The sequence below is a fragment of the Massilia soli genome (assembly GCF_016809835.1).
Classification (GTDB): domain Bacteria; phylum Pseudomonadota; class Gammaproteobacteria; order Burkholderiales; family Burkholderiaceae_D; genus Telluria_A; species Telluria_A soli.
On the sequence record NZ_JAFBIL020000005.1, the window covers coordinates 143213 to 154052 of the forward strand.

The following is a 10840-nucleotide window of genomic DNA, read 5'->3' on the forward strand; positions in this document are numbered from 1 at the left end:
AATGTAGGGCGGAAGAGCGCAGCGTCATCCGCCGAACGCATGTGTCAACGCGGCACATATTTGCCGGGTGACGCTCCGCTCTTCCGCCCTAACAGTTCAGGTCGATGGTTAACCTACGTCCCCTGCCCCATCACCCGCTGGAACGGCCCGATACACGAGTCCATCGACTCGGCCGCGCACATCAGGAACAATGCGCCCGACGGATGGAAGCGGATGAAATTGGTCGTACTGGCCCCCACCTTCATCACCTGCCCCAGGCAATCTTCCTTGCCGTTGTCCTTCACGATGGTATCGACCATCCGGTAAAAGCCCTTCGCGCTCGGCTCGGCGGGAATGGTGAATTCGCTTTCCGACACCTCGGCGGCGCTGGTCACCAGCGTGGTGCCGTCGCTGCGGAACCGATAGGTCTCGGAGCAGCTTCCATCAGGCAGCGTGAGCTTCCAGATGCCAAGGATGGGATGGTTGGACGCCGGCGCGCGCGGCGCCGCGAGCGCGAGTGGCCCCGTGAGGGAGAGGGACAGCAGCAATCCGGTAAGCATGCGCATGGTGAACTCCTTCACGATCGGGCTCGGACAACTGGTTAGACCTGAGTATGAGACCTCAGTTTGCACCATTCCGACGGAATGCACCGTCGGGTTGACGCGCGCACCTGAACGGCCGCGCGTCAACCGTGTTACGTCAGGCGTTTTCCGGCGCTGCCTTCGGCTTGGCCGGACGGCGGCTGCGGGGAGCAGTCTTGCGTGCCGGCTTGGATGGCTTGGCTTCGTCCGCCGCAGCTTCGGCTGGCGCCTCCACCACGATCGGTGCTTCCGCTGCAGGGACCACCGCTTCGGCCTTCTTGGCGGCAGCCTTGCGGGTGCGTGCGGGGGCCGGCTGGCGCTTGGCCTTGGCTGGCGCCGGCGAAGGCGCCGCAACCGGCTCCGGCTCCACCGCTACCGGTTCCGCTGCCTCGGCCGATGCCTCAGCGACGGCTTCCACCAATTCTTCCGGCGCCTCGGGCGCGTCGGCCGGCGTTTCCATCACTGGCGCAGGCTTGCGTCCACGGCCGCCACGGCGGCGCGATTCCTTGGCCGGCGTCGCCTCTTCGATCAGCTCCACCACTTCCTGCGCGACCGAGGCGTTGTCGGCGGCCGTTGCCGCAGCCGTCGCGGCGCTGCTGCGGTACACGTAGGCGCCCGATTTCTCGTCGCGGCCGAACTCGAGCATGCCGCGGTTCTGCGCTTCTTCCAGCAGGTTGCCGAAGGTGCGGAAACCGTAGAAGGTCTCGTTGAAGTCCGGACGGCGGCGCTTGAGGGTGTCCTTCAGCAGCGATGCCCAGATCTTGCCGCTGTCGCCGCGTTCGGACACCAGCGCGTCGAACATCTCGACCACCAGCTCGATCGCCTGCGCCTTGCGCGCTTCGCTTTCTTCCTTGCGGCGGTTGCCTTCGTCCGGCGACTTGCCGCGCGCGGCCGGCTGCGTCTTGCGCTCGTCGCGCTTGGCGGCGGCGCGGCGCACTTCGCGCACCAGGTCGTCGTAGAAGATGAATTCGTCGCAGTTGGCCACCAGCAGGTCGGAGGTCGACTGCTTGACGCCGACGCCGATCACTTTCTTGGCGTTCTCGCGCAGCTTGGAGACCAGCGGCGAAAAGTCGGAGTCGCCGCTGATGATGACGAAGGTGTCGACATGGGATTTGGTGTAGCAAAGGTCGAGCGCGTCGACAACCAGGCGGATATCCGCCGAGTTCTTGCCGGACTGGCGCACGTGCGGGATTTCGATCATCTCGAAGTTCGCTTCGTGCATGGCGCTCTTGAAGCCCTTGTAGCGGTCCCAGTCGCAGTACGCCTTCTTGACGACGATGCTGCCCTTGAGCAAAAGCCGTTCGAGGACCGGCTTGATGTCGAATTTCTCGTAGTTGGCGTCACGCACGCCGAGTGCGACGTTTTCGAAGTCGCAAAACACAGCCATGCTGATGTTGTCTGAGGATGAAGCCATATTTAGTGTTCTCTATGTTTATCGGGCAATGCCTGCGCGATTATACGCAACAACGCCGAATGGGTAGTTCATCAGGGCACGCGCGTCTCGCGCCGGGCGCGTTCGATGTAGCGGTCGACGTCTTCCTGCAGCAGCAATCCCTGGTCGCGCAAAGCGCGCGCCGACAGCGCCACCGCCTTCGCATACTCGATCCGGCTCGGGTAGCGCTGCGATATCGCCCGGCGCGGGTCGCCCTTGCGCGGCGTGGCGGAAAACGGCACCAGCAGGCCGTTCGGGCCGCACAGCGGCGGCGGGTTGGCGCGGCCACGGCGCAGGTTCCAGCCGGCGTGCGTCGCCAGCGGCACCTCGATCTCGGGCAGTCGGATGCCTGCGATGTCGTGGCCATCCACATCGGCCATCGGCACCAACAGCGGATACGGGCCCTGCCCGCCAAGGCCTTCCGGATGGCTGATGCCAAGCGCGCGCAGGTCGGGGAAACCGACCGAGTCGGGGTCCGCCTTCGTCAGCATGGAATCGGCAAGCAATGGATACCGGCTCGGCGGCGGCGCCTTGCCGCCGCGCGTCCAGGCCACCAGGTGATCGAGCATCACGCGCACCACCGGCGACTGCCGTGCCGGATTGTTCGGATGCCGGCAGTCGGCCTGCACCGGACGGTCGGCGTAGAAGTGCTGGGTCGAGGAAATCAGATAGGCGCGCACGGCGTCCGGCATGGCGATATCGCGCGACGTACCGCCGGTGGCCACGAGCGCGGCGCGCGCTTGCCAGAAATCGTTGGTGCTGTCGAGATGGATCAGTTTCGGGCAGGTCGCGGTGGCGCTGCAGCGCGCGAAGATGCCGTCGGTCCTTCCGCTGACCGGGTCTTTGGCCGGGCCGTAGGTGAACGGGAACTGCTCGCCGGCGCCGGTCATCATCACCAATGCGCCGTCAAATACCTTGTGGCCTGCCGGCGAGCGGTTCAATCCGTCCTTGACCATGTCGCGCAGCAGGTGGCCGCCCTGCCCGCCCCCGATCGCCAGTGTCGCATCCGGGAGATACTGGCGTTGCAGCAGGAGCGCCGCCTCGCGCAGCTGCTGCGGGTTCGACACCTTGACCGAAACCAGCGCGTGCCCGCGCCGCATCGTGAAGCCATTTCCCGCGCTGTCAGCGCGCTCGTGCCTGGCGTCGCCGTCGTTGGCCATGCGCGCCAGCAGCCGTCCGTCGGCGCCTGCCGCTTCGATCAGCAGCACGCCCGATTTTTTCAGCGCGTCCGTCGGCTGCAGCACCAGCACCTCGGCGTCGCCGCTGGCCAGGTGCGCCACCGCGGTGACCGCTTCGTAGGCCCCGCCGCCCTCAAATACGGTGCCGCCATAAGCGGGTGCGCGGGCCACGATTTCCAGCGTGCCGATCCTGGCGGAAGGCTGGCTGGCGCAGGACGCCAGCGCCAGCAGTGGGGCAAGCAGGGACAGGCAGCGCATCAATCTCAACTCATTTACTCCTTTAAGCGGGACAGCGTCAGCGCGTCCGGCGCGCCGCCGAAATACTTGTCGAGGTTCGCGCGGAACACCGGATCGGCTGCGGGCACGGCGGCGAACAGCGTCATCGACGAATGGAACTTCATATTATCCGGATATCCGAAGATTTCGTCGACGGTTGTGTCCTGCGCCGCGAGCACCAGTGAAGCGCACTCGCGCAGGCGCGCGCCCAGGACCGGGTGGGCCAGATAGGCCCTTGCATCATCAAGCGACGCGATGGCGTAGCGCTGGGCCATCTCGCTGCGCCCAATCCCTGCGATCTGCGGGAATACAAACCACATCCAGTGGCTGCGCTTGCGCGCGGCGCGCAGCTCACTGAGGACCGTACCGTGGACCGGTGCCTGCGCCTTGATAAAGCGATCGGGGTCGAACATGCCGCCTCCTGCGAAAACAGATTCGGCCAGCGACCGAGTGCGAAATGCGTTGGTGGGTCTCCATCATAAACCAGACAGTTATGGCCTGAAAATCCTTCATGACGGCGAGACCGCTTCCGATCCGACCAGCGACTGGCGCGTCACATCCACCACGAGACGCCCCCAACACATGCGTGAATTTTGGGCGCTAACGCGCAGCGCGCACCTTGGATATAGCACAACCTGCTCATCAGTTGTGACGCTCATACTTTTAAGCTTCTTGATGACTTATACATTTTCTTGGGAAGAAGCATGAAAAATCTGATAGCCAAAATAGTAGGAATACTGACGTTAACTTGGGGCGGGATGTCAATTGTTCAGGCCACGCCAACCCCGGCAACGGTGACGGTTTGCACTGATATAGAGGTCAAGACTTGTAAGGTTGCAGCGCTGCCAGCGAAGGCCGGTCATGTGATTCACATCGTCCGGGGCAACTGGGTGTCACCAGTGACGGCTACGGCAAGCTGGATCGCAGGCACAAACGGGGAAGCATGACTTCTTCTTACTCGAAACGACATGGAGGAACAATGCAGATACCGCACCTGGCAATCTATGTGAACGACAAAAGCGAACTCGTGATGAGTCATGTCATGAGGGCCGACAGCGACCCGCTTGATGTTGAGCGACCGCTTAAAGAGCTTAGCGACCGCGGCTTAGAGGAGGCATCAAAGGGGATTGGCCGAGTAGTGCTCGCCTCGATGGCGAACTTCTACCCCAAAGAAATGCAGAAGTATCCAGGGTTGATAATCCCGTACGACGAAGACGAGGATATGCTCGTCATCGGCGCACTAATCAGCAGATCTGTTTTGGGGAAAACTAAAGTCCACTTCGCCAGCATCGACACGCTTATCGAGGATGTACTGCGGGAAAAACCTGAACTGGCGACGTCAAGTCCTACAATCATTGCGTGGCCTGACATTCGCAAAAATCTTGAGAGCCAGACGGCTAAATGACGGCGGCTTGCTCGCCGTTGTAGTAGCGGCATACAACGTACCCCGGGGCGAGATTAACGCGATCATGAACATTGCGGTCGGCCCAGCCTGCCGGCGGACCAAAACAAACGGCCAGGGTAACGCTACCCCGGCCGTGGCATGCGCGATGAGGCGCTATTTTTCGGTGACGGTGAATTCGCCGAACTGTTTCAGCTGCGCCGAGACCGATGCGTTGTCGCCTACCACCACGACCGACTGCGCCTCAGGGTTGAAGTACTTCTTGCCCATGTCGCGCACCTGCTCCGGCGTGACCTTCTGGATCGCCGGCACGAACTCGCCGAGGAATTCGGAAGGCAGGCCGACCAGCCAGTTGTTGGCCAAGGTCGATGCCACCGCGCGCTGCAGCTGGTTGGTGATCAGGTAAGTACCTGCGACGTAACGCTTGTTCATGCTCATTTCGTCGGCAGGCACCAGCTCGCCGCCCAGGCGGCGGTACTCGCCGAAGTACTCGGCCAGCGCCGCGCCGGTGACTTCATTGCGCACGTCCGCGCCGCCGACGATGCCGCCGCCGTTACGCATGGTGCGCGCGCCGGCCGAAGCGCCGTAGGTATAACCCTTCTCTTCGCGCAGGTTGGTGTTGACCCGGCTGGAGAAGCCGCCGCCGATAATCGTGCTGGCAAGGCGCAGCGGCACATAGTCCGGCGAGGTGGCTGGAATGCCGGCCGCGCCAAGGCGCAGGGTCGACTGCACGCTGCCGTCACGCTGCAGCAGAATGCGCGCCGGCTTGGCCGACGGCGTGAAAGCCGCAATCGCCGGCGCCGCTGGCCCCTGCCCCTTCCAGTCGCCGAACGCCGCCTGCGCGAACTTCATCGCGTCGGCCTGCGAAATGCGGCCCGTGATGACCAGCAGGCTGCGCTCCGGACGGAAACGCCTGGCGTGCTCGGCGCGCAGCAGTTCTTCGGTGGTGCTGGTGATCGACTCGGCGGTCTCGGTGGTGTTCCCGTACGGATGATCGCCGTAGATCGCCTTGCTGATCGCGCGTTCGGCGCGGAAGCGCGGCGTGGTTTCGGACACGCGCAGCCCTTGCAGCGCATTGGCCTTGGCCAGCTCGACTTCCTTGGCCGGGAACGACGGCATGCGCGCCACTTCGGCCAGCAGGTTCATCATCGGGCCGGCACTCGAGCTGACCGCATTGGCGAACACCGTGATGCCGTCGTTACCGGGGCTCGCGGCAACCGAGCCGCCGTAGCCTTGCGCCAGTTCGGCAATCGCACGCGAGTCGCGCCTGGTAGTGCCTTCATTGAGAAGGCCCGCGAGCAGTTTGGCGAAACCAGGATGGCTCCTGGGGTCGGCGGCCAGCCCCGAATCGCGCACGGCCAGCACGTAGTCGACGCGGGGCAGGCCCTTGCGCGGGACGACCCAGACTTCGAGCCCGTTCGACAGCACCTTCTTGGCGATGGTCGGCGCCGGAATGGTTTTCTCCTGGCCGAAAGGCGGCAGGTTGTTGGCAGGCTTGGCGTCGGCGCCGGCAGCAAAGGCGGCAGGCGCGAACATCAGGGAAACGGACAATGCCAGCATCAGTTTTTTCATCGATGCTCTCCTTTATGATTTTGCGCCGGCAGGCGCTGGGGCTGCGGCTGGCGCCGGGGCAGGCTTGGCGGCGGCGACAGGCTTGCGGTCGATGACGGTGCGGTTCTCGCGCGTCAGGTAGGTTTTCGCGACGCGCTGCAGGTCGGCCGAAGTGACGCCTTCGATCCACATCGGAATCTTGTTGACGACGTTGGCGTCGCCCCACAAGGTCTGCAGCTTGGCCAGCCTGTCGGCGCGGCCCATGAAGCTCTCCAGCGAATTGTTCCAGTCTGCCAGCATGCTGGTCTTGACGCGCTTGAGGGTCGCGGCATCGACGCCGTTCTTGACGACCTTGGCGATTTCCTCATCCATCGCGGCCAGCATCGCGTCGGCATTGGTGGTCGGCTTGTAGACGAAGAACACGGTGAACAGCGTCGGGCCGTCATATTCCCATGGGCTGGTCAGGCCATACAGCGCGTCGACGTTAAGCGCCAGCTCGCGGCCCTTGACGATGCCCTGGTAAAAACGCGACGCATCGCTGCCGGCCAGCAGTTCGCCCAGCACGGCCATCGGCGCCTGGTCGCGGCTGGCGCGGTCGGGCATCTTCCATGCGGCGGCAATCGCCGGCACCTGGGCCAGCGTGTCGCTTTGCTCGACGCGCTTTTCAGCGGTGTTGAGCGGCTCGGTGAAGTCGCCCGCCTTCGGGGTCGGACGCCTGGCGATATCGCCGAAGTACTTCTTGGCCAGCGCGAAGCCCTGGGCCGGCGTCACGTCGCCGGCGATCGACAGCACGGCGTTGTTCGGGCCGTAGTAGTCGCGGTGGAAGTTGCGCACGTCTTCAAGGCTGGCGCCTTCCAGGTCCTGGAAGCTGCCGTAGCCGTCGTGGTTGTTCTCCCACTTCTGGAACGCGTGCTGGCCGATGTCGATCCACATGAAGCCGCCGTATGGCTGGTTCTTCACGTTGACGCGGATTTCTTCCTTGACCACGTCCTGCTGGTTTTTCAGCGTCTTCTCGTTGAAGTCGAGGGTCTTCATGCGGTCCGCTTCGAGCCACAGGATGGCGTCGAGCGCCGACACTGGCGCGGTCTCGATGTAGTTGGTGAAGTCGGCGCGGGTGGAGCCGTTGTTGTTGCCGCCGCCGCCGGTGATGGTTTTATCGAACACGCCCTTCGGCGCATTTGGCGTGCCCTGGAACATCAGGTGTTCGAACAGGTGGGCGAAGCCGGTGCGGTTCTTCGGCTCGAGGCGCATGCCGACGTGGTACACCACGCTGACACCGACGGTTGGCGAACTATGGTCTTCGGAGACGATGACGGTCAGGCCGTTATCGAGTTTTTGGACATTGACCGGGAGCTTCCAGCTGTCGGCCGCGGCGGCAAGCGCCGACAGCGACAGCGATAGACCCGCCAGCAGGACAGGGATATGGCGAAAACGCATAGAAAACCTCATGGTGACGTTTGGCGAGGAAATACCAACAAACCGTCCGGCCCGAAGGTCGGCCCGGCGAGGTATATTACCGTAGCGTTACGAGCAAGAATAGCGTTTGAACATCAATATTTTCACGACATACATATACATATACCTGCATGAAGCCCGAGCACCTGTCATTGCTGTTGACCCGAGAAATGCCTTACGGAAAGTTCAAAGGCCGCGTGATCGCCGACCTGCCCGCCCATTACCTGAGCTGGTTTGCACGCGAAGGCTTTCCCAAGGGCGAGCTGGGCGAACTGCTCGAACTGATGTACGAGCTCGACCATAATGATTTGAAGGGATTGCTGGACCCGCTGCGCCGGCGGCGCTGAGAATCAGGCAGTGTCGGGCATCGTGAAGCGGAACGAGGTCGTGCTGCCGGCCGACAGCACGTCGATCTCGCCGCCATGCGAACGGGCGATTTCCGAGACGATGAACAGGCCCAACCCGAGGCCATCGCGCGGCTGCTCGGTGGCGGCGCGCCAGAATGGCTTGAACAGCTGCGCCGATACGCGATCGGTCAGCTCCGGTCCATGGTTGGTCACCATCAGGTAAAACCTCCCGTCGACCGAATGGGCGGCGACCCGGATCGGGTGATCGGCGCTGCCGTGCACCAGTGCGTTCTTGAGCAGGTTCGACAGCATCTGCGCCATGCGGCCAGCGTCGCATCGCAGGCGCAGGTTCGGCTGGATTGTGGTGACAAGCCTACGCTCGGGATACATCCCGCGCAGCTCGCCGATGACCTGCTCGAACACCAGGTCGAGCCTGTCCTCGCGGTATAGCGCCAGTGCGATGCCCCCGCCCATGCGCCCGCGGGCGAAGTCGACCACGTCGTCGACCAGTGCCGACATCCGTCCCACGCTGCGTTCCATCCGTTCCAGGACCGGTTGCGCGCCAGGATCGCTGTGCTTGCGCTTCAGCACATCGACGCCGGTCTGGATCGCGCCGAGCGGGGTGCGCAAATCGTGGCCCAGCACCGCGATGAACTGTTCGCGCAGCTCGGCCGTTTCGCGTTCCCGCTGCAACGCCGCTTCGGCCTCGGCCAGCGTATGCGCGCTTTCCAGCTGTGCGGAGATCAGTTCGGCGAACAAGGTCATCGTCGAGACGGTCGCCGGATCGGACAAGCTGGCGCGCTTGGGATCGAGCCCGCAGAGGGTGCCAAAATATTCGCCGCCCGGACGGTACACAGGCACCGAGAAATAGCTTTCGAAGCCGTACATTTTCGGGGTGTGATGGTCGCGGAACGCGACGCTTTCATTGACGCAGTCGATCACGATGGGCGCCTTGGCGGCGCGCACTTCACGGCACAGCGTGGTCCGCACATCAAGCGGATCGCCCGGCTTGAGGCCGAAACCGAGCTTGTCGAGCACAGCGCAGGTGACCCAGGCCTCTTCCGTCACATAGGCGACGCACACAAAACCCAGTCCTGTCATCGATGACACCGTTTCCAGTATCCTGGGGACGGCCTTGATCGACTGGATCTCTCTGACGGAATCACCGTAGCCTTGGGGCATTGCCATACGCTTTCATTAATCGGGGTTTTCATGGTAACACCTCTCGCCCCCCCAGCGCCGCAGTTTCACAACTGAAAGTCACCCGTCGTTTCACAGGCCGGGCTTCCGGTACTGGCGCCCACTCAGCTCGGCCGCATGCTGTATCCTGCACCTGTTTTGCTAACCAACCTGAGAGACCAACGTGAAAAAGCTGCTTTCCACCTGCCTGCTTGGCCTGGCAATGACGCTCACCGTCACCGCATGCAAGCGCGCCGATGCGCCGCAAGCCGCTGCAACGCCAGCCGTGCCCATGCAAAAGATCGACACCGTGAGCGGCACCGGCAAGGAGGCCACCGCGGGCGTGACCGCTGTTGTGCATTACACCGGCTGGCTCTACGAGCCCGCAGCCCCGGCGCAGCGCGGCGCGCAGTTCGACTCATCCGTAGGACGCGAGCCCTTCAGCTTCCAGCTCGGCGGCGGACAGGTCATCAAGGGATGGGATGAAGGCGTGCAGGGCATGAAGGTCGGCGGCAAGCGCACCCTCATCGTACCGCCTGACATGGGCTACGGCGCGTCCGGCGCGGGGCCGATTCCGCCCAATGCCACGCTCACCTTCGAGGTCGAGCTGCTGGACGTGCGTTAATCCCGGGAGCACGTGCCTGCTGCTGCTTCACGTGCTTCATGATGTTGATGAACGTATCGGTCCAGACCAGCTGGCGGTGTTCGGCGAGGAAGCGCACCAGCTCCTCGTGCGCCTCGGCCGATACGCTGAGGTAGTCGCCACCAATGCCGTGGAAAGTGAAATTGACCATCGTGCCCTGCCCTGCCGCACGCTGCACGATGGCGATCAGCTGCTTGCCGGTCAAGCCGACAGGCGCGGCCACCGGCACCGCTAGCGGATCGAGCGTGGTCATCGCATCGATCACGCCGCTGCCGCCGCCAACCTTGATGGCGGCAAAGCTGTCCTGCACCGCCGCCAGGTAGTCGCGCCCGCCAGCTACCGTGTCGCCGCAAGGGACCGTGAAGGTCCGCTCCTTGCGGCCGTCGATCGCTTCGAGCATCGTATTGGCAAGCAGCACCTGGTCGCGCATCTGTTCGACACTCGTGGTATCGAGGTCGCGGTGCGGCTCGACCCAGCCGCGATCGGGCTTGCTGCGCGCGCACTGGTGGAACAGCGTGTGGTTGCCGAGTTCATGCCCGCGCTGCGCCGCCGCGCGCCAGTCCGCCATGCGCTGCGCCACCGACGGGTTGGACAGCGTCAGGTAAAAGCTGCCCTTGATGCCATGCCGGTCGAGCACCGGAATGGCGTTGCCGAGCTGGGAGTCGAGCGCGTCGTCATAGGCGAGGCTGACCGCGGCGCGCGCACCGTTTGGCCAGGCGAAGGCCGGGCCGGCCGCTGCGGCAAGCGGACTGGCGATGGCAGCGGCGGCGAGCAGTGCCAGCACGCCATTCAAGCGCAAGCCTGTGACGCGCGCCAT

Annotated in this window: 12 protein-coding genes; 4 read left to right on the top strand and 8 right to left on the bottom strand. The window is 63.8% G+C overall.

The genetic code is table 11. From position 1 onward, the window contains the following. Positions 1 to 113 precede the first annotated feature (113 nt). The 4 genes from I4X03_RS13245 to I4X03_RS13260 all read right to left on the bottom strand — a co-directional run bounded on the left by I4X03_RS13245 (position 114) and on the right by I4X03_RS13260 (position 3859). Positions 114 to 545, bottom strand: coding sequence for a hypothetical protein (locus I4X03_RS13245; RefSeq protein WP_223468710.1), 432 nt, complete (start codon positions 543 to 545; stop codon positions 114 to 116). 133 nt (positions 546 to 678) lie between these two features. Next, on the bottom strand, positions 679 to 1974 hold the full coding sequence (locus tag I4X03_RS13250; protein WP_223468711.1) for an NYN domain-containing protein: 1296 nt from the start codon (positions 1972 to 1974) through the stop codon (positions 679 to 681). A 71-nt stretch (positions 1975 to 2045) separates the two neighbouring features. Continuing rightward, positions 2046 to 3428 carry an alpha/beta hydrolase domain-containing protein gene (locus I4X03_RS13255; protein ID WP_223469054.1) on the bottom strand — a complete coding sequence of 461 codons (1383 nt, stop codon included), beginning with the start codon at positions 3426 to 3428 and terminating at the stop codon, positions 2046 to 2048. A gap of 14 nt (positions 3429 to 3442) precedes the next feature. Further along, positions 3443 to 3859, bottom strand: coding sequence for a DUF1810 domain-containing protein (locus I4X03_RS13260; RefSeq protein WP_223468712.1), 417 nt, complete (start codon positions 3857 to 3859; stop codon positions 3443 to 3445). 291 nt (positions 3860 to 4150) lie between these two features. On the opposite strand from I4X03_RS13260, the gene I4X03_RS13265 reads away from it, so the two are divergent. Further along, positions 4151 to 4393 carry a hypothetical protein gene (locus I4X03_RS13265; protein WP_223468713.1) on the top strand — a complete coding sequence of 81 codons (243 nt, stop codon included), beginning with the start codon at positions 4151 to 4153 and terminating at the stop codon, positions 4391 to 4393. 32 nt (positions 4394 to 4425) lie between these two features. Beyond that, a complete protein-coding gene (locus I4X03_RS13270) occupies positions 4426 to 4851 on the top strand; it encodes a hypothetical protein (protein ID WP_223468714.1) in 426 nt (141 codons plus the stop codon). Between the two features lie 153 nt (positions 4852 to 5004). Here I4X03_RS13270 and I4X03_RS13275 read toward each other — a convergent pair whose 3' ends face one another. Next, positions 5005 to 6420: a M16 family metallopeptidase gene (locus I4X03_RS13275; RefSeq protein ID WP_223468715.1), complete on the bottom strand. Its 1416-nt coding sequence runs from the start codon at positions 6418 to 6420 to the stop codon at positions 5005 to 5007. A gap of 12 nt (positions 6421 to 6432) precedes the next feature. Then, entirely contained in the window at positions 6433 to 7836 is a 1404-nt protein-coding gene (locus tag I4X03_RS13280) for a M16 family metallopeptidase (RefSeq protein WP_223468716.1), read from the bottom strand. Between the two features lie 149 nt (positions 7837 to 7985). On the opposite strand from I4X03_RS13280, the gene I4X03_RS13285 reads away from it, so the two are divergent. Beyond that, positions 7986 to 8201 (top strand): DUF3820 family protein, encoded by a 216-nt coding sequence (locus I4X03_RS13285; RefSeq protein WP_223468717.1) that lies wholly within the window; start codon positions 7986 to 7988, stop codon positions 8199 to 8201. 3 nt (positions 8202 to 8204) lie between these two features. On the opposite strand, the gene I4X03_RS13290 is transcribed toward I4X03_RS13285, so the two are convergent. Continuing rightward, on the bottom strand, positions 8205 to 9389 hold the full coding sequence (locus tag I4X03_RS13290) for a GAF domain-containing sensor histidine kinase (protein WP_223468718.1): 1185 nt from the start codon (positions 9387 to 9389) through the stop codon (positions 8205 to 8207). A gap of 175 nt (positions 9390 to 9564) precedes the next feature. Between I4X03_RS13290 and I4X03_RS13295 the strand changes: the two genes are divergently transcribed. After that, on the top strand, positions 9565 to 10005 hold the full coding sequence (locus I4X03_RS13295; RefSeq protein WP_223468719.1) for an FKBP-type peptidyl-prolyl cis-trans isomerase: 441 nt from the start codon (positions 9565 to 9567) through the stop codon (positions 10003 to 10005). Here I4X03_RS13295 and I4X03_RS13300 read toward each other — a convergent pair. Further along, positions 9971 to 10840 (bottom strand): polysaccharide deacetylase family protein, encoded by an 870-nt coding sequence (locus I4X03_RS13300; protein WP_223468720.1) that lies wholly within the window; start codon positions 10838 to 10840, stop codon positions 9971 to 9973. The two genes, I4X03_RS13295 and I4X03_RS13300, sit on opposite strands and share 35 nt — an antisense overlap.

Coding starts and splice junctions, on each gene's coding strand:
- I4X03_RS13245 (WP_223468710.1), bottom strand. CDS start 545: ATGCGCATGCTTACCGGATTGCTGCTGTCCCTCTCCCTCACGGGGCCA.
- I4X03_RS13250 (WP_223468711.1), bottom strand. CDS start 1,974: ATGGCTTCATCCTCAGACAACATCAGCATGGCTGTGTTTTGCGACTTC.
- I4X03_RS13255 (WP_223469054.1), bottom strand. CDS start 3,428: ATGCGCTGCCTGTCCCTGCTTGCCCCACTGCTGGCGCTGGCGTCCTGC.
- I4X03_RS13260 (WP_223468712.1), bottom strand. CDS start 3,859: ATGTTCGACCCCGATCGCTTTATCAAGGCGCAGGCACCGGTCCACGGT.
- I4X03_RS13265 (WP_223468713.1), top strand. CDS start 4,151: ATGAAAAATCTGATAGCCAAAATAGTAGGAATACTGACGTTAACTTGG.
- I4X03_RS13270 (WP_223468714.1), top strand. CDS start 4,426: ATGCAGATACCGCACCTGGCAATCTATGTGAACGACAAAAGCGAACTC.
- I4X03_RS13275 (WP_223468715.1), bottom strand. CDS start 6,420: ATGAAAAAACTGATGCTGGCATTGTCCGTTTCCCTGATGTTCGCGCCT.
- I4X03_RS13280 (WP_223468716.1), bottom strand. CDS start 7,836: ATGCGTTTTCGCCATATCCCTGTCCTGCTGGCGGGTCTATCGCTGTCG.
- I4X03_RS13285 (WP_223468717.1), top strand. CDS start 7,986: ATGAAGCCCGAGCACCTGTCATTGCTGTTGACCCGAGAAATGCCTTAC.
- I4X03_RS13290 (WP_223468718.1), bottom strand. CDS start 9,389: ATGGCAATGCCCCAAGGCTACGGTGATTCCGTCAGAGAGATCCAGTCG.
- I4X03_RS13300 (WP_223468720.1), bottom strand. CDS start 10,840: ATGGCGCGCGTCACAGGCTTGCGCTTGAATGGCGTGCTGGCACTGCTC.